This is a genomic window from Salmonella sp. 2018103, assembly GCF_026247685.1.
GTDB classification, from domain to species: domain Bacteria; phylum Pseudomonadota; class Gammaproteobacteria; order Enterobacterales; family Enterobacteriaceae; genus Salmonella; species Salmonella enterica.
The window spans coordinates 2,602,943-2,622,776 of sequence record NZ_CP111029.1 but is presented as its reverse complement, the minus strand read 5'-3'; the positions used below and the strand labels follow the sequence as shown (position 1 = coordinate 2,622,776).

General features: G+C 51.8%; 19 protein-coding genes and 5 pseudogenes. 15 read left to right on the top strand and 9 right to left on the bottom strand.

What is annotated here, in order from left to right; all coding sequences use genetic code 11:
* The first annotated feature begins 18 nt into the window (after positions 1 to 18).
* The gene (lpxM, locus tag OLG56_RS12810; protein ID WP_061377507.1) at positions 19 to 990 is read left to right on the top strand and encodes a lauroyl-Kdo(2)-lipid IV(A) myristoyltransferase; all 972 of its coding nucleotides are present in this window, start codon (positions 19 to 21) and stop codon (positions 988 to 990) included.
* A gap of 72 nt (positions 991 to 1,062) precedes the next feature.
* Here the strand turns inward: lpxM and pyk are convergent, their stop codons facing one another.
* Positions 1,063 to 2,505, bottom strand: a complete 1,443-nt coding sequence (gene pyk / locus OLG56_RS12805) for a pyruvate kinase (protein ID WP_000091156.1) — start codon at positions 2,503 to 2,505, stop codon at positions 1,063 to 1,065.
* A 123-nt stretch (positions 2,506 to 2,628) separates the two neighbouring features.
* A complete protein-coding gene (locus OLG56_RS12800; RefSeq protein ID WP_001056719.1) occupies positions 2,629 to 3,498 on the bottom strand; it encodes a MurR/RpiR family transcriptional regulator in 870 nt (289 codons plus the stop codon).
* Between the two features lie 341 nt (positions 3,499 to 3,839).
* Between OLG56_RS12800 and zwf the strand changes: the two genes are divergently transcribed.
* The 3 genes from zwf (at position 3,840) to kdgA (ending at position 8,040) form a co-directional block, all read left to right on the top strand.
* Complete coding sequence (zwf, locus tag OLG56_RS12795) at positions 3,840 to 5,315, top strand: glucose-6-phosphate dehydrogenase (RefSeq protein WP_000301711.1); 1,476 nt, start codon at positions 3,840 to 3,842, stop codon at positions 5,313 to 5,315.
* A 234-nt stretch (positions 5,316 to 5,549) separates the two neighbouring features.
* A complete protein-coding gene (gene edd / locus OLG56_RS12790) occupies positions 5,550 to 7,361 on the top strand; it encodes a phosphogluconate dehydratase (RefSeq protein ID WP_001069111.1) in 1,812 nt (603 codons plus the stop codon).
* A 37-nt stretch (positions 7,362 to 7,398) separates the two neighbouring features.
* Positions 7,399 to 8,040, top strand: a complete 642-nt coding sequence (kdgA, locus tag OLG56_RS12785; protein WP_000800494.1) for a bifunctional 4-hydroxy-2-oxoglutarate aldolase/2-dehydro-3-deoxy-phosphogluconate aldolase — start codon at positions 7,399 to 7,401, stop codon at positions 8,038 to 8,040.
* Between the two features lie 99 nt (positions 8,041 to 8,139).
* Here kdgA and purT read toward each other — a convergent pair whose 3' ends face one another.
* A complete protein-coding gene (purT, locus tag OLG56_RS12780; protein WP_061377506.1) occupies positions 8,140 to 9,318 on the bottom strand; it encodes a formate-dependent phosphoribosylglycinamide formyltransferase in 1,179 nt (392 codons plus the stop codon).
* Positions 9,319 to 9,448: 130 nt separating this feature from the next.
* Here purT and yebG point away from each other — a divergent pair, with 130 nt between their 5' ends.
* From yebG to ptrB, 4 genes are all read left to right on the top strand, one after another.
* Entirely contained in the window at positions 9,449 to 9,739 is a 291-nt protein-coding gene (gene yebG, locus OLG56_RS12775; RefSeq protein WP_000257723.1) for a DNA damage-inducible protein YebG, read from the top strand.
* Between the two features lie 67 nt (positions 9,740 to 9,806).
* On the top strand, positions 9,807 to 10,160 hold the full coding sequence (gene yebF / locus OLG56_RS12770) for a protein YebF (RefSeq protein ID WP_001042123.1): 354 nt from the start codon (positions 9,807 to 9,809) through the stop codon (positions 10,158 to 10,160).
* A gap of 93 nt (positions 10,161 to 10,253) precedes the next feature.
* On the top strand, positions 10,254 to 10,913 hold the full coding sequence (locus OLG56_RS12765) for a tellurite resistance TerB family protein (protein WP_000024707.1): 660 nt from the start codon (positions 10,254 to 10,256) through the stop codon (positions 10,911 to 10,913).
* Between the two features lie 213 nt (positions 10,914 to 11,126).
* The gene (gene ptrB / locus OLG56_RS12760; protein ID WP_000936990.1) at positions 11,127 to 13,178 is read left to right on the top strand and encodes an oligopeptidase B; all 2,052 of its coding nucleotides are present in this window, start codon (positions 11,127 to 11,129) and stop codon (positions 13,176 to 13,178) included.
* A gap of 34 nt (positions 13,179 to 13,212) precedes the next feature.
* On the opposite strand, the gene exoX is transcribed toward ptrB, so the two are convergent.
* The 3 genes from exoX to OLG56_RS12745 all read right to left on the bottom strand — a co-directional run bounded on the left by exoX (position 13,213) and on the right by OLG56_RS12745 (position 14,929).
* Positions 13,213 to 13,911 carry an exodeoxyribonuclease X gene (gene exoX / locus OLG56_RS12755; protein ID WP_000944282.1) on the bottom strand — a complete coding sequence of 233 codons (699 nt, stop codon included), beginning with the start codon at positions 13,909 to 13,911 and terminating at the stop codon, positions 13,213 to 13,215.
* A 23-nt stretch (positions 13,912 to 13,934) separates the two neighbouring features.
* Positions 13,935 to 14,591, bottom strand: coding sequence for a carbon-nitrogen hydrolase family protein (locus OLG56_RS12750; protein WP_000100257.1), 657 nt, complete (start codon positions 14,589 to 14,591; stop codon positions 13,935 to 13,937).
* Positions 14,592 to 14,698: 107 nt separating this feature from the next.
* Positions 14,699 to 14,929, bottom strand: a complete 231-nt coding sequence (locus OLG56_RS12745; protein WP_000856224.1) for a DNA polymerase III subunit theta — start codon at positions 14,927 to 14,929, stop codon at positions 14,699 to 14,701.
* Positions 14,930 to 15,066: 137 nt separating this feature from the next.
* Between OLG56_RS12745 and yobA the strand changes: the two genes are divergently transcribed.
* From yobA to OLG56_RS12730, 3 genes are read left to right on the top strand one after another with little or no spacing between them, the layout of a single operon-like run.
* On the top strand, positions 15,067 to 15,441 hold the full coding sequence (yobA, locus tag OLG56_RS12740) for a CopC domain-containing protein YobA (RefSeq protein ID WP_001664129.1): 375 nt from the start codon (positions 15,067 to 15,069) through the stop codon (positions 15,439 to 15,441).
* Positions 15,442 to 16,317, top strand: a complete 876-nt coding sequence (copD, locus tag OLG56_RS12735; RefSeq protein WP_072275009.1) for a copper homeostasis membrane protein CopD — start codon at positions 15,442 to 15,444, stop codon at positions 16,315 to 16,317. It begins immediately after the preceding gene.
* A 16-nt stretch (positions 16,318 to 16,333) separates the two neighbouring features.
* The gene (locus OLG56_RS12730; RefSeq protein WP_000722368.1) at positions 16,334 to 16,687 is read left to right on the top strand and encodes a YebY family protein; all 354 of its coding nucleotides are present in this window, start codon (positions 16,334 to 16,336) and stop codon (positions 16,685 to 16,687) included.
* 382 nt (positions 16,688 to 17,069) lie between these two features.
* Here the strand turns inward: OLG56_RS12730 and OLG56_RS12725 are convergent.
* A pseudogene (locus OLG56_RS12725) lies at positions 17,070 to 17,699 on the bottom strand (tyrosine-type recombinase/integrase); the annotation flags it as partial.
* Position 17,700: 1 nt separating this feature from the next.
* Here OLG56_RS12725 and OLG56_RS12720 point away from each other — a divergent pair.
* The 4 genes and pseudogenes from OLG56_RS12720 to OLG56_RS12705 all read left to right on the top strand — a co-directional run.
* Positions 17,701 to 17,988: pseudogene (locus tag OLG56_RS12720) on the top strand (hypothetical protein); the annotation flags it as partial.
* Positions 17,960 to 18,610: pseudogene (locus tag OLG56_RS12715) on the top strand (DUF4376 domain-containing protein); the annotation flags it as partial. The pseudogenes OLG56_RS12720 and OLG56_RS12715, both read left to right, overlap by 29 nt.
* 18 nt (positions 18,611 to 18,628) lie before the next feature.
* Positions 18,629 to 19,006, top strand: a complete 378-nt coding sequence (locus OLG56_RS12710; protein ID WP_061377511.1) for a DUF1353 domain-containing protein — start codon at positions 18,629 to 18,631, stop codon at positions 19,004 to 19,006.
* Positions 19,007 to 19,009: 3 nt separating this feature from the next.
* Positions 19,010 to 19,120, top strand: a pseudogene (locus tag OLG56_RS12705) (tail fiber assembly protein); the annotation flags it as partial.
* A gap of 90 nt (positions 19,121 to 19,210) precedes the next feature.
* Here OLG56_RS12705 and OLG56_RS12700 read toward each other — a convergent pair.
* The gene (locus OLG56_RS12700; protein WP_071585801.1) at positions 19,211 to 19,396 is read right to left on the bottom strand and encodes a PagK family vesicle-borne virulence factor; all 186 of its coding nucleotides are present in this window, start codon (positions 19,394 to 19,396) and stop codon (positions 19,211 to 19,213) included.
* Between the two features lie 245 nt (positions 19,397 to 19,641).
* Positions 19,642 to 19,818 (bottom strand): annotated as a pseudogene (locus OLG56_RS22230) (tail fiber assembly protein); the annotation flags it as partial.
* Positions 19,819 to 19,834: the final 16 nt, after the last annotated feature.

The following is a 19,834-nucleotide window of genomic DNA, read 5'->3' as shown; positions in this document are numbered from 1 at the left end:
AGCAGACCCTGGAAAAGCATGGAAACCAAAAAAAATAATAGTGAGTATATCCCTGAGTTCGAAAAATCCTTTCGCTATCCGCAGTATTGGGGCGCCTGGTTGGGCGCGGCGGCAATGGCGGGGATCGCATTAACACCGGCATCATTCCGCGACCCTTTGCTGGCGACGCTGGGGCGTTTTGCCGGACGGCTGGGGAAGAGTTCTCGTCGCCGGGCGCTAATTAATCTGTCGTTGTGCTTTCCGCAGCGTAGCGAAGCTGAGCGCGAAGCGATTGTCGATGAGATGTTCGCCACCGCGCCGCAGGCAATGGCGATGATGGCTGAGTTGGCGATGCGCGGTCCGAAAAAAATCCAACAGCGTGTTGACTGGGAAGGTCTGGAAATCATTGAGGAGATGCGTCGTAACGACGAAAAAGTCATTTTTCTCGTACCGCATGGCTGGGGCGTCGACATTCCGGCCATGCTGATGGCCTCTCAGGGGCAAAAAATGGCGGCGATGTTTCATAATCAGGGTAATCCGGTTTTTGACTATATCTGGAACACAGTGCGTCGGCGTTTCGGCGGACGTTTGCATGCGCGTAATGACGGGATTAAACCCTTTATTCAGTCTGTTCGTCAGGGCTACTGGGGTTACTACCTGCCGGACCAGGATCATGGCCCGGAGCATAGTGAATTCGTTGATTTCTTTGCGACATACAAAGCGACGCTGCCTGCGATTGGTCGGCTGATGAAAGTGTGCCGCGCACGCGTGATACCGCTTTTCCCGGTGTATAATGGTAAAATGCATCGCCTGACTATCCAGATTCGCCCGCCAATGGACGATCTGCTCACGGCTGACGATCACACAATCGCCAGACGGATGAACGAAGAGGTCGAAATTTTTGTCGGCCCGCATCCGGAACAGTACACCTGGATCCTGAAGCTGCTCAAAACCCGCAAGCCAGGCGAGATTCAGCCGTATAAGCGTAAAGATCTTTATCCCATCAAATAAATAAAGCCTCTCGTAAGAGAGGCTTTATGCTGACAAACCCTGTACTACCTGATGAACAGGCGTGGGGGAGTTTTACTCAACGGTCAAAATACGCGTGGTATTGGTTGAGCCGACGGTGCTCATGACATCGCCCTGAGTCACGATCACCAGGTCGCCGGAAACCAGATACCCTTTATCGCGCAGCAGATTAACAGCTTCATGCGCCGCGACAACGCCATCAGCCGCGCTATCAAAATGCACCGGCGTTACTCCGCGGTAGAGCGCGGTCAGGTTCAGCGTGCGTTCATGGCGCGACATGGCGAAAATCGGCAGGCCGGAGCTGATACGGGAAGTCATTAGCGCGGTACGACCGGATTCCGTCATGGTGATGATCGCGGTAACGCCTTTCAGATGGTTTGCCGCATACATCGCAGACATGGCAATGGCTTCTTCAACGTTGTCGAACTGCACGTCGAGACGGTGTTTAGACACATTGATGCTGGGGATTTTTTCTGCGCCCAGGCAGACGCGCGCCATTGCGGCAACGGTTTCAGAAGGATACTGACCGGCTGCGGTTTCGGCAGACAGCATAACCGCATCCGTGCCATCCAGGACGGCGTTCGCCACGTCCATCACTTCCGCACGGGTCGGCATCGGGTTGGTGATCATCGACTCCATCATCTGCGTTGCGGTGATGACTGCGCGGTTTAGCTGACGCGCACGGCGAATCAGCGCCTTCTGGATACCAACCAGCTCCGGATCGCCGATTTCAACGCCCAGGTCGCCACGTGCGACCATCACAACGTCAGAGGCCAGAATGATATCGTCCATGGCGTTTTGATCGCATACCGCTTCGGCGCGTTCGACCTTAGCCACAATTTTCGCGTCGCAGCCGGCGTCGCGCGCCAGGCGGCGTGCATAGTTCAGATCTTCGCCGCAGCGCGGGAAGGAGACAGCCAGATAGTCAACGCCTATCAGCGCAGCGGTTTGAATATCGGCTTTGTCTTTTTCGGTCAGCGCTTCAGCAGAAAGCCCGCCGCCGAGCTTGTTAATGCCTTTATTGTTAGACAGCGGACCGCCGACGGTGACCTCGGTAAAGACTTTCATGCCCTGGACTTCAAGCACTTTCAACTGCACTCGACCATCGTCAAGCAGCAGGATATCGCCAGGAACGACGTCTGCCGGCAACCCTTTGTAATCAATGCCGACTTTTTCTTTATCGCCTTCGCCTTTACCCAGGTTAGCGTCTAACAGAAATTTGTCCCCGATATTGAGGAACACTTTGCCTTCTTTAAAAGTGGAAACGCGAATTTTTGGCCCTTGCAGGTCGCCTAAAATAGCCACATGACGCCCCAGTTTGGCGGCAATCTCACGGACTTTATCAGCACGCATTTTATGATCTTCCGGCGAGCCGTGAGAGAAGTTCATACGTACTACGTTTGCGCCCGCGGCGATAACTTTCTCAAGGTTGTTATCGCGGTCAGTTGCCGGGCCTAACGTGGTAACGATTTTGGTTCTGCGAAGCCTTCTGGACATGTAATACTCCGTTGACTAAAACAACTTGGTGTTGCGTGAACATTGATCCGGTCGTTCTGAAACCTTAACGGTATAAAATGAACGTCCCCGGATGACGAAAAGGGTAGAACATTGTTATTGCTTTTAGCGGTCATCACTCCTGATGAGTAATTCTTTATCAAAACGCGATTCCTTGAGCGCTTCCTTGACACGCTTCAAGTTATCTCTGAATTTTGCCCCGCGACGCAAAGTAAATCCCGTTGCCAGCACATCTATCACGGTCAGCTGAGCAAGTCGAGAGACCATGGGCATATAAATGTCTGTATCTTCCGGTACGTCGAGGGTAATGGCCAGCGTGGCTTCGCGCGCCAGCGGCGTTCCAGCGGAGGTCAGGGCGATCACCATCGCATCGTTTTCCCGCGCTAACTGCGCCAGCTCCACCAGGCTCTTGGTTCTGCCAGTATGCGAAATGAGCACGACGACGTCATCATCGTTACAATTCATACAGCTCATCCGTTGCAGCACGATATCGTCGGAGTAAATCACCGGTACATTGAAGCGAAAAAACTTATTCATGGCGTCATGCGCGACTGCGGCGGAGGAACCAAGACCAAAAAAGGCGATTTTTTTTGCCTGGGTCAGTAAATCGACGGCGCGGTTGACGGCCGATTTATCCAGCGACTGGCGAACATGGTCGAGACTGGCCATGGCGGACTCGAAGATTTTTCCTGTATAGGCCTCAACGCTGTCATCTTCATCCACATTGCGATTAACATAGGGGGTGCCATTTGCCAGACTTTGCGCCAGATGCAGTTTAAAATCAGGAAAGCCGCGGGTATTCATGCTGCGACAGAAACGGTTCACCGTTGGCTCGCTAACGTTAGCTTCCTGGGCCAGCATGGCAATGCTTAAGTGAATCGATCTGCCTGGGGCGGCCAGAATAACATCGGCGACTTTTCGTTCAGATTTGCTTAAATGTTCCAGTTGAGACTGGACTTTTTCCAGCATATTCATGATTAGCAAGGCTCATGGGTATTAGCGATTTCACTGATGCGCGAAACCGAGCGCGTTTTGTTAGATATTACTCCTGGCGGCTGTCAAAGGGGGCAAAATGGCTAAAAAAGGTGTCGTTTTTTTTCATTACATGACCGACGTCGGATTTTAAGTTCCAGCTTGTGTGGAAAAGCGACAATTTTATTAGGCGTTTTGCCGATTATATTGCCAATCAAACGCTGGTTCACCCATGAAAAGGCGTTTACGGTTTCCGTAATCTCGTAAAAGCAGTACAGTGCTGTGTAATAAAATTACAACGATATCCTGGCTAAAGTACCAGGAGATTAACTGAGGAGAATGACATGGCGGTAACGCAAACAGCCCAGGCATGTGACCTGGTCATTTTCGGCGCGAAAGGCGACCTGGCGCGCCGGAAACTGCTGCCTTCCCTGTATCAGCTTGAGAAAGCCGGCCAGATCCATCCGGATACCCGGATCATTGGGGTGGGGCGCGCGGACTGGGATAAAGAAGCTTATACCCACGTCGTGCGTGAGGCGCTGGAAACCTTCATGAAGGAAAAAATTGATGAAGGCTTGTGGGATACGCTGAGCGGCCGTCTGGATTTTTGTAATCTTGACGTGAACGATACGCCTGCGTTTAGTCGCCTGGGCGATATGCTGGATCAAAAAAACCGCACCACCATTAACTATTTTGCGATGCCGCCCAGCACGTTTGGCGCTATTTGCAAAGGGTTAGGGGAGGCTAAACTCAACGCCAAACCGGCGCGTGTCGTGATGGAAAAACCGTTGGGTACTTCGCTGGCGACCTCGCGTGAGATTAACGATCGGGTCGGCGAATACTTTGAAGAGTGCCAGGTGTACCGTATCGACCACTATCTGGGCAAAGAAACGGTTCTCAACCTGCTGGCGCTGCGTTTTGCCAACTCGTTATTCGTTAATAACTGGGATAACCGCACTATCGATCACGTTGAGATTACCGTAGCGGAAGAGGTGGGGATTGAAGGGCGCTGGGGATATTTTGACCAGGCCGGTCAGATGCGCGATATGATCCAGAACCACTTGCTGCAAATTCTCTGCATGATTGCCATGTCACCGCCGTCTGACCTGAGCGCCGACAGTATTCGCGATGAAAAAGTCAAAGTGTTGAAATCGCTGCGCCGTATTGATCGCTCCAACGTGCGTGAAAAAACGGTTCGTGGTCAATACACCGCGGGCTTTGCGCAGGGGCAAAAGGTGCCGGGCTATCTGGAAGAAGAGGGCGCGAATAAAAGCAGCAACACCGAAACTTTCGTCGCGATCCGCGTCGACATCGATAACTGGCGTTGGGCGGGCGTGCCATTCTATCTGCGCACCGGCAAGCGTCTGCCAACCAAGTGCTCTGAAGTCGTGGTTTATTTCAAGACGCCTGAACTGAACCTCTTTAAAGAATCCTGGCAAGACCTGCCGCAGAACAAATTGACGATTCGCCTGCAGCCGGATGAAGGCGTAGATATTCAGGTGCTTAACAAAGTACCGGGGCTGGATCATAAGCATAATCTGCAGATCACGAAGCTTGATCTGAGCTACTCCGAGACCTTTAATCAGACGCACCTGGCGGATGCATATGAGCGCCTGCTGCTGGAAACGATGCGTGGCATTCAGGCGCTATTTGTCCGCCGTGACGAAGTGGAAGAAGCCTGGAAGTGGGTGGACTCCATTACCGAAGCATGGGCGATGGACAACGACGCGCCGAAGCCGTATCAGGCGGGCACCTGGGGACCGGTAGCGTCCGTGGCGATGATTACCCGTGACGGTCGTTCGTGGAATGAGTTTGAGTAAATTTGCCACTCACTCTTAGGTGGTATTTTACCGGTAACATGATCTAACACAGATTGTAGAATCATTTTTGCACTTTTAAGCCTCGTGTGGATTCACCTGCGAGGCTTTTTTTATTACACTGCCTGAAACGATTTTGCCCCATTATCACCGGACATCATGTATTTCACTGTCTTTCCACATTGATGAAACGCATGGTAAACCCGGTAGCCGGACAGATAAATTTCAGGAGCCTCTATGAATCCTAATTTGTTACGCGTAACACAGCGTATTGTCGAACGCTCGCAGCAGACCCGAGAAGCCTATCTTGCCCGCATTGAGCAGGCGAAAACCGCCACGGTCCACCGATCTCAACTGGCCTGCGGCAACCTGGCGCATGGCTTCGCCGCCTGTCAGCCAGAGGACAAAGCCTCGCTGAAAAGTATGTTGCGCAATAATATCGCCATCATTACCTCCTACAATGACATGCTCTCTGCGCATCAACCGTATGAACATTATCCGGAAATTATTCGTCAGGCCCTGCATTCCGTGAATGCGGTAGGTCAGGTCGCAGGCGGCGTACCGGCAATGTGCGATGGCGTTACGCAAGGGCAGGATGGCATGGAGTTGTCATTACTCAGCCGCGAAGTGATAGCGATGTCGGCAGCAGTAGGCCTCTCTCACAATATGTTTGACGGCGCGTTATTCCTCGGCGTATGCGACAAAATCGTTCCGGGGCTGGCGATGGCCGCGCTCTCTTTTGGTCATTTACCCGCGATTTTTGTTCCGTCAGGCCCGATGGCGAGCGGCCTGCCGAATAAAGAAAAAGTCCGTATTCGTCAGCTATATGCGGAAGGAAAAGTAGACAGAATGGCGCTGCTGGAGTCAGAAGCCGCCTCTTACCATGCGCCGGGCACCTGTACATTTTACGGCACCGCCAACACCAACCAGATGGTGGTGGAGTTTATGGGAATGCAGTTGCCGGGTTCCTCGTTTGTGCATCCGGATGCGCCGCTGCGCGAGGCATTGACTGCCGCTGCCGCACGTCAGGTAACACGTCTTACCGGCAACGGCAATACGTGGATGCCGCTCGGTAAAATGATCGACGAAAAAGTCGTGGTGAACGGCATTGTCGCGCTGCTGGCTACCGGCGGTTCCACCAACCACACCATGCATCTGGTTGCAATGGCGCGCGCGGCGGGCATTCTGATCAACTGGGATGACTTCTCGGATTTGTCGGAAGTGGTTCCGTTGATGGCGCGTCTGTACCCGAACGGTCCGGCGGACATTAACCACTTCCAGGCGGCGGGCGGCGTACCGGTATTGATGCGTGAGCTGCTCAATGCCGGATTGTTGCACGAAGACGTTAACACTGTCGCAGGCTTCGGCCTGAAACGCTATACGCTGGAGCCCTGGCTCAACAACGGCGAGCTGGACTGGCGTGAAGGCGCGGAAAGGTCACTGGATAACGATGTCATTGCCTCTTTTGATAAGCCGTTCTCTCCTCACGGCGGTACTAAGGTGCTAAGCGGTAATCTGGGGCGCGCAGTAATGAAGACGTCTGCGGTACCGGTTGAAAACCAGATCATTGAAGCGCCTGCCATGGTATTTGAAAGTCAGCATGATGTGCTGCCTGCGTTTGACGCGGGCCTGCTTGACCGGGATTGTGTCGTTGTCGTGCGTCATCAGGGACCAAAAGCGAATGGAATGCCAGAATTACATAAACTCATGCCGCCACTTGGTGTATTATTGGACCGCCGTTTCAAAATCGCGTTAGTTACTGATGGACGACTTTCAGGCGCTTCGGGTAAAGTGCCTTCAGCTATCCACGTAACGCCGGAAGCCTACGATGGCGGCTTACTGGCAAAAGTGCGCGATGGCGACATCATTCGCGTGAATGGGCAGACAGGTGAGTTAACTCTGCTGGTCGACGAGGCGGAACTTGCCGCTCGTCAGCCTCATATTCCGGACCTGAGCGCGTCGCGCGTCGGAACGGGGCGTGAGTTGTTTGGCGCGCTGCGCGAAAAGCTGTCGGGTGCGGAGCAGGGCGCAACCTGTATCACTTTTTAAGATGACACACTAGTAATCAGGCGAGAGAAGAATTCCGATGAAAAACTGGAAAACAAGTGCAGAAGCAATCCTGACCACCGGCCCGGTTGTCCCGGTCATTGTAGTCAATAAACTGGAGCACGCGGTGCCGATGGCTAAAGCGCTGGTGGCCGGGGGCGTTCGCGTTCTGGAAGTGACTTTACGTACGGCCTGCGCGATGGATGCTATTCGTGCTATCGCTAAAGACGTGCCGGAAGCGATTGTCGGCGCCGGAACCGTTCTCAATCCGCAGCAGTTGGCGGAGGTGACGGAAGCGGGCGCGCAGTTTGCGATTAGCCCGGGACTGACTGAGCCACTGCTGAAAGCCGCGACGGCAGGCACTATCCCATTGATTCCCGGTATTAGCACCGTTTCTGAACTGATGTTGGGCATGGACTATGGTCTGAAAGAGTTCAAATTCTTCCCGGCGGAAGCGAATGGCGGCACTAAAGCGTTGCAGGCGATTGCCGGCCCGTTCTCTCAGGTACGTTTCTGCCCAACCGGCGGCATCTCTCCGGCAAACTATCGTGACTATCTGGCGCTGAAAAGCGTGTTGTGCATCGGCGGTTCCTGGCTGGTGCCGGCCGACGCGCTGGAAGCGGGTGATTACGATCGCATCACCAAACTGGCGCGCGAAGCGGTAGAAGGCGCGAAGCAGTAAGCCGTTAAATGCCCGATGGCGCTTGCCTATCGGGCTTACGAGTGGCGATCAGGCAGGCCTGATAAAAATGCGCTAACGTCGCCATCAGGCGATGGCGCATTAGCCTTTTACCGTCACGTGGCTGGCGGCCTTTTTCGCTTTTATCACCGCTTCTTCAACGTTTTCACCTGTCGCTAACGCTACACCAAGACGACGGGTGCCGTCGATCTCAGGCTTACCAAACAGCCGTACCTGCACTCCGGCCCCTACCGCCGCGTGAACATTATCAAACGTCACATTTTGACTGGTAAGCTGCGGCAGAATCACGGCCGAGGCAGCGGGACCATACTGGCGAATAGCGCCTACGGGCATTCCCAGAAAGGCGCGCACATGCAGCGCAAACTCAGAAAGATCCTGAGAAATCAACGTGACCATTCCGGTATCGTGCGGGCGAGGGGAGACTTCGCTGAAAATGACTTCATCGCCACAGACGAAGAGTTCAACGCCGAACAGTCCATGACCGCCTAACGCCAGTACCACATGGCGGGCAATCTCTTGCGCCCGCTTCAGCGCCAGTTCGCTCATTTGCTGTGGCTGCCAGGATTCGCGATAGTCGCCATCTTGCTGACGATGACCGACCGGCGCGCAGAAATGCACGCCATCGACGGCGCTAACGGTGAGCAGCGTAATTTCAAAATCAAATTTAACCACGCCTTCCACAATCACGCGACCCGCGCCAGCGCGTCCGCCTTGTTGAGCATACTCCCATGCCTGCGCGAGCTGTTCGGCCGAGCGGATAAAGCTCTGGCCTTTGCCGGAAGAGCTCATGACCGGTTTGACGATGCAAGGAAAACCCACTGCGGCTACCGCATCATGAAAACTGGCCTCACTGTCGGCAAAGCGATACGTCGATGTCGGCAGACCTAATTCTTCTGCGGCCAGGCGACGGATCCCTTCGCGGTTCATCGTGAGCTGCGTTGCACGGGCGCAAGGCACGACATTCAGTCCTTCGCCCTCCAGCTCGCGCAGCGTATCCGTGGCGATCGCTTCTATTTCCGGCACGATATAATGCGGTTTTTCCTCTGTTATCACATGACGTAGCGCCTCGCTGTCCAGCATATTAATGACGTGTGAACGGTGAGCCACATGCATGGCAGGCGCATCAGGATAGCGATCGACGGCGATAACCTCGATCCCCAGGCGTTGGCATTCAATCGCCACCTCTTTTCCCAATTCACCTGCCCCTAATAACATCACCCGCGTTGCTGCCGGACGCAGCGCAGTGCCTAATAGCGTCATATTTCTGTCCCCTTATTTACCTGCGCGCAGTATATACGAAAACGTTTGCGTATGTCTTTTCGAATAGATTGCTTTTCTTGCTGCCTTGCAATATACTGTATATAAACACAGGTAAATAGGGGGCTGCAAAATGGCGGTTGAAGTTAAATACGTAGTCATTCGCGAGGGTGAGGAGAAGATGTCATTTACCAGTAAAAAGGAAGCCGACGCCTGGGACAAAATGCTCGATACTGCCGATCTTCTTGATACCTGGCTTGAGCAGTCGCCAGTCGTGCTGGAAGATGGGCAGCGCGAAGCGTTGTCGCTGTGGCTGGCGGAACATAAAGAGGTGTTAAGCACTATCCTCAAAACCGGTAAGTTGCCTTCTCCGCAGGCGGTTGAAAAGGACGCCGCGAGTAAAACGAAAAAGCAAGCCGCCTGAACCCGTACTTGCGCTCCCGGCGTTTTGTACCATGCTTTTCCTGAATCATTGTGCTAAGGAGAAAAGTATGAATAAAAGAGGAGCGTTGTTGAGCCTGCTGTTGTTATCCGCCAGCGTATCGGCATTTGCGGCATCCACCGAGAGTAAATCGGTTAAGTTTCCGCAGTGCGAAGGGCTGGATGCCGCCGGGATTGCGGCAAGCGTGAAGCGCGACTACCAGCAAAATCGTATCGTGCGGTGGGCAGACGACCAAAAAAAGGTCGGGCAGGCTGACCCGGTCGCGTGGGTTAATGTGCAGGACGTTGTGGGTCAAAATGATAAATGGACAGTTCCGCTAACCGTTCGCGGTAAAAGCGCCGATATTCATTATCAGGTCATCGTTGATTGCAAAGCCGGCAAGGCGGAATATAAGCCCCGCTAGCAGCGTAATTTGCGCTTCTTTTGCCGGAACAGACAATTCCTGACATCCCCTCAGGTACGCTTGACCATTATTGGTCTGTATTTGAGGGGTACTATGGCTAACTGGTTGAACCAATTACAATCACTTCTTGGGCAAAAAGGCGCTTCCGCATCGCCTTCCGGTGAACAGGGGTTAAATAAACTGCTGGTTCCCGGCGCGCTGGGCGGTCTGGCTGGACTGTTGGTCGCCAATAAGTCTTCGCGCAAATTATTAACCAAATACGGTACTGGCGCTTTGCTGGTGGGCGGCGGCGCGGTGGCGGGTTCCGTATTGTGGAATAAGTACAAAGATAAAGTACGCGCTGCGCATCAGGGGGAGCCGCAATTCGGCAGCCAAAGTACGCCGCTGGATGTTCGCACTGAGCGACTGATCCTGGCGCTGGTTTTTGCTGCAAAAAGCGATGGGCATATTGATGCTAAAGAACGCGCGGCGATTGAGCACCAACTGCGAGAATCAGGTGTAGAAGAGCAAGGGCGTGTGTTTATCGAGAAAGCTATTGAGCAGCCGCTTGATCCACAACGTCTGGCACAGGGCGTTCGCAATGAAGAAGAAGCCCTGGAAATCTACTTCCTGAGCTGCGCCGCCATTGATATTGACCACTTTATGGAACGTAGCTATCTGAATGCGTTAGGAGACGCGCTAAAAATTCCTCAAGAGGTTCGGGACGGTATCGAGCAGGACTTGCAGCAGCAAAAACAAGCGCTACCAGGCTGATAACCTGCCATTAAGTAACATGTTTCGCTTGCATCATGCGTGTCTTTTGCCACCCTTATAGGATGGATAGTTTACGTCATTCATGTTGCAAGATAGCGGCGAAGCAGTGACATCTCAGGCGCTTACCGAGGTGAGCGGACCGGGACTACCATGCTAAGCCGCTGTGTTTGCCGCGTGATATATAACAAATATTAACGCAAAAGAAAAAACGACATGTTGCCAAAAGCCAATCGAATTCCCTATGCCATGACCGTACATGGCGATACGCGCATTGATAATTATTACTGGCTGCGAGATGACACTCGCTCGCAGCCGGAAGTCCTTGATTACCTGCATCAGGAAAATGAGTATGGCCGGAAGGTCATGTCCTCTCAGCAGGCGTTACAGGACCGCATTCTAAAAGAAATTATCGATCGCATCCCGCCCAGAGAAGTTTCCGCTCCGTATGTGAAAAACGGCTATCGCTACCGTTATATCTATGAACCCGGCTGCGAATATGCCATCTATCAACGACAATCGGCGTTAAGCGAAGAGTGGGATGTGTGGGAAACCTTGCTCGATGCGAACCAGCGGGCCGCGCACAGCGAATTTTATACGCTCGGCGGACTTGCCATTACGCCGGATAATACCATCATGGCGCTGGCGGAAGATTATTTATCCCGTCGTCAGTATGGGTTGCGTTTTCGTAACCTCGAAAGCGGTAACTGGTATCCGGAACTGCTGGATAACGTTGCGCCTGAATTTGTCTGGGCCAATGATTCCCTGACCCTTTACTATGTGCGTAAGCATAAGAAGACGCTGCTGCCCTATCAGGTTTGGCGGCACACGATTGGCACTCCGTCATCGCAAGATGAACTGGTATATGAGGAGAAAGACGATACCTTTTATGTCAGCCTGCATAAAACCACTTCGCAGCATTATGTGGTGATTCATCTTGCCAGCGCCACCACTAGCGAAGTGCTGTTACTTGACGCGGAACTGGCCGATGCCGAGCCGTTTTCATTTTTACCGCGTCGCAAAGACCATGAATATAGTCTCGATCACTATCAACATAAGTTTTACCTGCGTTCTAACCGGAACGGTAAAAACTTTGGGTTGTACCGTACCCGCGTGCGCAATGAAAACGCCTGGGAAGAGCTGATCCCTCCGCGCGAGCATATTATGCTGGAAGGGTTTACCCTGTTTACCGACTGGTTAGTGGTCGAAGAGCGTCAACGGGGGCTTACCAGCCTGCGGCAAATTAACCGTAAAACCCGTGAAGTGATAGGCATTGCCTTTGACGATCCGGCTTACGTGACGTGGCTTGCCTATAATCCCGAACCTGAGACCTCCCGGCTGCGTTACGGCTATTCTTCAATGACGACGCCAGATACCTTGTTTGAACTGGATATGGATACCGGAGAGCGACGGGTACTTAAACAGACGGAAGTGCCTGGGTTTGATTCTGGCTGTTATCAGAGCGAACACCTGTGGATCACCGCACGCGACGGCGTCGAAGTGCCGGTATCGCTGGTTTATCATCAGAAGTATTTTCGTAAAGGGCAAAATCCGCTTCTGGTTTACGGCTACGGATCTTACGGTTCCAGTATTGACGCCGACTTCAGCAGCAGCCGACTGAGCTTGCTGGATCGTGGCTTTGTTTACGCAATTGTACACGTTCGCGGCGGCGGTGAGCTGGGGCAGCAGTGGTATGAAGATGGCAAGTTCCTCAAAAAGCGGAATACTTTTAATGATTATCTTGATGCCTGCGATGCCTTATTAAAACTGGGTTACGGTTCGCCGTCGCTGTGTTACGGGATGGGCGGGAGCGCGGGCGGAATGCTAATGGGCGTCGCTATCAACGAACGCCCCGAGCTTTTCCACGGCGTTATTGCCCAGGTACCCTTTGTTGATGTATTAACCACGATGCTGGATGAGTCGATCCCACTAACGACAGGAGAGTTTGAAGAGTGGGGGAACCCGCAGGATATTGAATATTATGACTATATGAAAAGCTATAGTCCTTATGACAATGTCAAAGCGCAGGACTATCCGCACCTGCTGGTGACGACAGGATTGCACGATTCCCAGGTGCAATACTGGGAGCCGGCGAAGTGGGTGGCAAAATTACGCGAGCTAAAAACGGACCAACGTCTGCTGCTGTTATGTACGGATATGGACTCCGGGCACGGTGGTAAGTCGGGGCGGTTTAAATCCTACGAAGGCGTCGCGCTGGAGTTCGCCTTTTTAATCGGCCTGGCGCAGGGAACATTACATAGCGCATAGACGCGCGCCCGCAACGGCTTGTGAGCGTCGCGGGTTATTGTGGTGTTCCATTGCTGCGTTGCTCGCCAGCCTGAACATCTTCCAGGTAGTGTTTAAGCGTCAGGCGAAGTTCCGGGCTCATATTATCAAGGTTATTAAAAAGCCAGCGTAAATAGCCCGGATCGCGTTTTGCGACTTCAGATACCGCCTTACCGCGGTATTTACCGAACGGAAAAGTGGTTAACAGCGCAGGACGGCCCGTGATATTGACCATTTCTTCCGCGGTCCAGCCGGTGGTTCGCATAATATCAATCAGCAAGGCGGCGGTGATATAGCAATCATAAAGCGCCCGGTGATGATGCAGCCCCGGCGGCGTTTGTACGCTTAGTTTGCGCGATTTATAGAGCGCCATATTGCTGTATTTTATTCCCGGCCACAGGCGTCGCGACAACTTCATGGTACAGATCCACTCACCCGGCAATTCAGGTAATACGCGTCTGTCGAAACTGGCATTGTGAGCGACATACCACTCACTACCGTAATAAAGCGGTATGACATCTTCAATCCACGGCTTATCGGCAACCATGGCTTCGGTAATACGGTGTATCGCCATCGCCTGCGGCGTAATAGGGCGATCGGGGCGTATCAGGTGACTCATGGGATTGACAATGTTGCCATCAATGACATCAACAGAGGCTATCTCTACGATCCCGCCCTGCAGCCCGCAGGTTTCCGTGTCTATAATCCGCAACATGATTCATTCCTCACCGAAAGACCTTAGCGTAATGGAATGATATCGCCTTGCCAACCCTCCGTTGTGCGCAGACCCGTCAGTAATAGCGAACCGCAATCGGCACGAACAATAAGTTGCCCGCTTTCATCCCACAGCGCGCTACTGCCACAGGCATTGGCCATCAGTACGGCCAGCGCATATTTATGCGAAAAACGTTGTAAGCGTGAGGTAGAAGCATGTAGTTCAGGTTCGTTAAGACATTGACTGGTTGTGAATAACGTAAATGAGGGATCTATATCACCACCTTCTGGCTGCTCATCCACCACGTTGATAGCGCTTCGCTGCCTGGCAATACAGGCGCCATGACTTTTGTGAAACATGAGCGGCGACGTTAGCCATGGGGCAAAAATAGCGATGCCTTTTACGAAGCGGCAGTTATGCTCAACAGGCATACCCACAATGATAGTCATATGGTGAGTATCGGCCGCATGAGTGAGCGGCTGTAAAAGCGCCTCGTCAGGTGGGGCGGGCAACGATTTATTTCTTTCGTCGCAGCCTAATAGCGACAGTGACGGAAAGACCAGCAGTTCGCACTGTTGACGAGCCGCAAGCTCAATATATTCCAGATGATGGGCGACATGCTCCGCCGGCGAGGCGTTCAGGGGCGCATACTGCGCAGCAGCAATTTTCCAGGAGGACATAATGACTTCCTTTTCATAGTCTCTACAGCCATTCTAAAAAGCATAGGTTAAGAATCGCCTTATAATGTAGTCGTCTGCATGTAAGGAAGTGTAACGTTATATAATTTTTATTTAACTTTGGGTTCGTAAGGGAGTCGGGATAGTGATACGGAAGCCAGACGATGGGCAATCAGCCGCTCACGAAACCAGGCGCGTAGATGCTCTGGCTGCTCACGTTCGACCGCCTCCGCGACAACTGGCATATTGTAGCGCTCTTTAAATGCCACCCCGGCTGCCGCCAGGTCCACATTGACTTTATCCATTTCCGCTTGTTCAAGCTGAGCCAGATTCGTTTTCATACGTGTCTCCTTTTTTGTTGCCGCCAGAAGGTACTAAGAGTCCGCGGTAATGGCAAGATGGAAATGATGATCCTCGACTCATTGATTGTTGAAGGTTATTCTTTGTAACGTAGGTATAACAAAAAGGAATAGTGAATATGGCTTCTTCTGCACCATCGCGACGTTTAGCTTTACTGCTGTTGGCATCGACATTTGCGACGCCAGCGGCCTGGGCACATGCGCACCTGACGCATCAGTATCCAGCGGCGAATGCTGCCGTTACGGCCTCGCCACAGGCGCTGACCCTGAATTTTTCTGAGGGGATTGAGCCAGGGTTCAGCGGCGCAACCATTACAGGCCCTCAGCAAGAGTCCATCAAAACGCGCCCGGCAAAGCGAAATGAACAGGATAAAACGCAGTTGATTATCCCGCTTGAGCAGCCGTTAAAATCTGGCGCTTACACGGTAGACTGGCACGTTGTGTCGGTGGATGGGCATAAAACAAAAGGGAAATACACCTTCAGCGTGAAATAAATGATGCTGACATTCGTCTGGATAACTCTCCGATTTATTCATTTTTCTAGTTTGATGCTGGTCTACGGCTGCGCGCTTTACGGCGCCTGGCTGGCACCTGCATCAATTCGTCGTTTGATGACGCGTCGATTTTTACATCTGCAACGACATGCCGCCGCCTGGAGCGTTATCAGCGCGGCTTTCATGCTGGCGATTCAGGGCGGACTGATGGGCGGCGGCTGGCCCGATGTTTTTTCCGTCTCGGTGTGGGGCGCGGTACTGCAAACCCGCTTTGGCGCGGTCTGGATATGGCAAATTATCCTCGCGCTGGTCACGCTGGCGGTGGTAGTCATTGCGCCGGTAAAAATGCAACGACGGCTTCTTATTCTAACCGTTGCTCAGTTTATCCTGCTGGCAGGCGTTGGACATGCGACGATGCGCGACGGTGTAGCGGGAACATTACAGCAGATTAACCATGCTCTGCATTTACTCTGTGCCGCAGCCTGGTTTGGTGGGCTGTTGCCAGTGGTTTATTGTATGCGCATGGCTCAGGGACGCTGGCGTCAACATGCTATTAGCGCCATGATGCGTTTTTCTCGTTATGGTCACTTTTTTGTGGCGGGCGTATTGCTCACAGGCATTGGCAACACGCTATTTATCACGGGATTTACCGCTATCTGGCAGACCACCTATGGACAGTTGCTTTTGTTAAAATGTGCGCTGGTGGTGCTTATGGTAGCAATTGCGCTGACGAATCGGTATGTTCTCGTACCACGTATGCGACAGGAAAATCCCCGGACTGACCTATGGTTTGTCAGGATGACGCAAATTGAATGGGGAGTTGGAGGCATAGTTCTGGCGATCGTCAGCCTGTTTGCAACCCTCGAACCTTTCTGATGGACTGGCATAACGAATGAAAAAAATACTCCTTCCGGCGCTTCTGCTGGCCACTTCGGGCGTAGCGTTGGCGGCGCCGCAGGTGATTACCGTAAGTCGTTTTGAAGTAGGAAAAGACAAGTGGGCGTTTAATCGGGAAGAGGTCATGTTGACCTGTCGACCTGGCCAGGCGCTCTATGTGATCAACCCCAGTACGCTGGTGCAGTATCCCTTGAATGCCATTGCCGAACAGCAAGTAGCGGAGGGTAAAACGCGCGCTCAGCCTATCGCCGTCATTCAAATCGATAACCCGGCGAAGCCCGGTGAGAAAATGAGTCTGGCGCCGTTTATCGAACGTGCGCAAAAGCTTTGTGATCCATCCAATAGCTGACTGATTTTTAATAAAAAACCGTAAACCTTCACGAAAAGGCTTACGGTTTTTTTATCTCTGATGACAGACAAAACGCCAGGTTTTTTCAATCACCTTCGTCACAAACTGGAAAACCTGGCGTCGTCATCTATTCTTAAAGGGCAAGGCGATTTAGCCTGCATTAATGCCAACTTTTAGCGCACGGCTCTCTCCCAAGAGCCATTTCCCTGGACCGAATACAGGAATCGTATTCGGTCTCTTTTTATTTTCCTTACAAATCAAACAATTAAAAACGCTTGTCCGAAAATGTCCGAAATTTGTCCGAATTTCTGTATTCCGGTCTTTTTGGTTATATCACAATCAAATTAAATTTAACATTTATTTCACAACGAAAATTGGAGTATTAGAGCATCATATAAGCTTTATCATCACGCTCATCGAGATAGAGTTTCGTGGTGTTCGCTGATGTGTGGCCCAGGAGTTTTTGGGCGAACACCTCGCCGTGCTCGTTTTTGTACAACCGCCCGGCCAGACTGTGGATCTCGTGAAATGCCGGTGGATTATTGCTGAAGTTAACGCCGGAGGCTTTTCTTACTTTTACAAATCTCTTTGTCAATCCATCCGGATGAATATTCCCGGTTGGGCTATTTTTCCTGATTCCGGCACTGATCATGAAATCAGTGCGGCTTACCAGTCGGCAGCGATCGATTACCGTTCCCAGACGTAACCCTGGCGCCTCAAGGGTCAGGGATAGGGGGAATGCTATCTTCATTCCTGTCTTTATCTGGGTTACGTGTAGGCGACCATCAACGATATCACTAAATTTCATATTTACGATATCCTCCCTACGTTGACCAGTAACGAGCGCTAAATCCATCGCGAGAGGGAACCATGCAGGCATATGCTCTGCTGCCGCCCGTGTGGCGTTACACGTTTCCAGTTGCAAGCGTTCCCTGGCAACCTTAATTTCAGGTGCTCGGGTTGGCTCAACCGGATTCGTTGTTATTCTTCCTTCCACAATTGCCTCACGAAAATCATTCATCGGTAACCGTAAACCGGATGGGTTGCTGAATGCTGTGGAGCGGTATTTCAGGGAGAGGGCCATCACAGCCAGTGTTAACGACCAGAACACAGGGATTATCGCCGGTACCGGGGATGATCCGGAACTGAGTTCGTTGTATCTGGACTGTTCACTGTTACCGCAGACACAAAATATCCAGGAGCAGTACCGTATCGTCGCGCAGGTCTGGAGTGCCGGTGAAGGCAGTAATGTTTCGGTAATGGTGACAGGCACTGCCGGACTGGATATTGCCGACGGTAGCGCCACATACCGGATTACCGTCAAACTGTACCGATATTGCCCCTCCTGATATTCCAGCCAGTCATATTGCTGTATTTGACTCTGAAACCGAAACGTGGAGTCTGAACGAAGACCATCGCGGCGAAACAGTGTGCGACACGCAAACCGGCAACCCGATTTATATTTCAAACCCCGGCCCGTTACCGGAGAACACCACCACACAGGCCCCCACATCACCAATAGATAAATTTGAAAACGGTCAGTGGGTGGCTGACCTTGCGACCGTACTCGGTCAGAAATACGCTGAGATTAATGCGTGGCGTAATGCGCAGGAAAACGGTAACTACCCGTTCACACTGAATGATCACCACTGGGACTGCGGTAAAGCGTCGCAGGACCGACTGTCGCCAGTAACGGCGGTGGCAAAACAGGGAGCGCTACCGCCAGGATTCTTCTGGACGGATGCAGATAACATCGATGTGCCAATGAGCGCAGACGAACTGATTAAACTCGAAGCCGCTATGCAACAAAACATGGTACTGGTGGGTTTTAAAATCCACGAACGCCAGCGGCAGATGAAGGACGAAGTGAACAGTCTCACCAACGCACAGGCTGTACTGGATTACGTGGTTGGCTGGCCGGAAACCGTTAAGAAATGTATTATGAGCTGCTTCACAACCCCGGCCATTCTTGAAATGCCTGGCCACTACCTTTGGCGTGTACATGAACCTTTTGAATTTTACCTCAGCGACGACAACAGCGACGTAATCAGCGTACCAGCCGGATTTGTAACTGATCTCGCCATCGTTCCACGCATCTTCTGGTCAGTCATGCCGCCAGACGGCAAATACGCTAAAGCGGCAATAATCCACGACTACCTTTACGACAATGCGCTGCGCACGAAAAAAGAAGCCGATTTGATATTCCTTGATGGAATGACCGTGCCTGGCGTGCCGAAGTGGAAACGGATTGTGATGTATCTGGCGGTCAGGTGGTTTGGCAGGGGAATGTATGGGAAAGAACGTAAATACTGTGAATGATTTGCCACAGATGACGAGATTAAACGGCTGGAGGCAGGGGAACTCTACAGCGTAATGGTAAACAGGGTGGATATATCTGCCCCCTCCTGGCCGGATAAACCAGCCAGTCTGTAGTCGTTACTGTGGTACTTTAATTATCCATATATCACAAATTACTTGTTTACACGGTAATTAATCACCCAAGTTAATAAAAGGTTGTTTCGTTTACCAGCATATTTTACCCTCTGGTAGTTCTGGGATTGATATACCTGCCGGCCAGATTTTACACCACGGAAACGAAATGCCCGGGAATCCTTTGTTACCGCTTTCAGTGGCCATTGCAGATGAAGAAAATGTTATGGCTGATATAGCAAAAACCAGCGCTAACAATACACTGTTAAATTTATTCATAATATTATCCACATAGTTGAGAGTTATGCTTCCTTCTTAACTTTTACCGCAATCCTTTTACCAAGATAAAGCAGAGGCGAAAATTTTTCTTGCCTGTCTACTGATTGTTAAGCAAGTATTTACTTTTAAAATGGAATAATAAGTATGGTAACTTTCATTCTCTACAGAAAATTTACTTGTATCTGAATGAACTCGTGTAGATACCAGAACCAAATTAACGCCTAAAAAACTGCAAGTTAGTAGTATTACTGTGGTAATGCAGACCATCTGATTACTGTGAAGGTGGCCTCATCTGAAACGCCTGTTAAATCCAGCGTTTTAAGCTTCCTGATATAAGCCATCCATTTAGCCTGGCTGGCTTTATCGTCGTCACTGCTTTCACCCCGCGCCAGTTCTGTTCGTCAGTCGGCAATGGTGCTTGTCAAAACTTTGTGGCGG

Coding starts and splice junctions, on each gene's coding strand:
- OLG56_RS12800 (WP_001056719.1), bottom strand. CDS start 3,498: ATGAATATGCTGGAAAAAGTCCAGTCTCAACTGGAACATTTAAGCAAA.
- OLG56_RS12750 (WP_000100257.1), bottom strand. CDS start 14,591: ATGTCCTCCTGGAAAATTGCTGCTGCGCAGTATGCGCCCCTGAACGCC.
- copD (WP_072275009.1), top strand. CDS start 15,442: ATGATGCTGACATTCGTCTGGATAACTCTCCGATTTATTCATTTTTCT.
- pyk (WP_000091156.1), bottom strand. CDS start 2,505: ATGTCCAGAAGGCTTCGCAGAACCAAAATCGTTACCACGTTAGGCCCG.
- edd (WP_001069111.1), top strand. CDS start 5,550: ATGAATCCTAATTTGTTACGCGTAACACAGCGTATTGTCGAACGCTCG.
- yobA (WP_001664129.1), top strand. CDS start 15,067: ATGGCTTCTTCTGCACCATCGCGACGTTTAGCTTTACTGCTGTTGGCA.
- OLG56_RS12700 (WP_071585801.1), bottom strand. CDS start 19,396: ATGAATAAATTTAACAGTGTATTGTTAGCGCTGGTTTTTGCTATATCA.
- zwf (WP_000301711.1), top strand. CDS start 3,840: ATGGCGGTAACGCAAACAGCCCAGGCATGTGACCTGGTCATTTTCGGC.
- OLG56_RS12745 (WP_000856224.1), bottom strand. CDS start 14,929: ATGAAAACGAATCTGGCTCAGCTTGAACAAGCGGAAATGGATAAAGTC.
- yebF (WP_001042123.1), top strand. CDS start 9,807: ATGAATAAAAGAGGAGCGTTGTTGAGCCTGCTGTTGTTATCCGCCAGC.
- ptrB (WP_000936990.1), top strand. CDS start 11,127: ATGTTGCCAAAAGCCAATCGAATTCCCTATGCCATGACCGTACATGGC.
- kdgA (WP_000800494.1), top strand. CDS start 7,399: ATGAAAAACTGGAAAACAAGTGCAGAAGCAATCCTGACCACCGGCCCG.
- purT (WP_061377506.1), bottom strand. CDS start 9,318: ATGACGCTATTAGGCACTGCGCTGCGTCCGGCAGCAACGCGGGTGATG.
- exoX (WP_000944282.1), bottom strand. CDS start 13,911: ATGTTGCGGATTATAGACACGGAAACCTGCGGGCTGCAGGGCGGGATC.
- lpxM (WP_061377507.1), top strand. CDS start 19: ATGGAAACCAAAAAAAATAATAGTGAGTATATCCCTGAGTTCGAAAAA.
- OLG56_RS12710 (WP_061377511.1), top strand. CDS start 18,629: ATGAGCTGCTTCACAACCCCGGCCATTCTTGAAATGCCTGGCCACTAC.
- OLG56_RS12730 (WP_000722368.1), top strand. CDS start 16,334: ATGAAAAAAATACTCCTTCCGGCGCTTCTGCTGGCCACTTCGGGCGTA.
- yebG (WP_000257723.1), top strand. CDS start 9,449: ATGGCGGTTGAAGTTAAATACGTAGTCATTCGCGAGGGTGAGGAGAAG.
- OLG56_RS12765 (WP_000024707.1), top strand. CDS start 10,254: ATGGCTAACTGGTTGAACCAATTACAATCACTTCTTGGGCAAAAAGGC.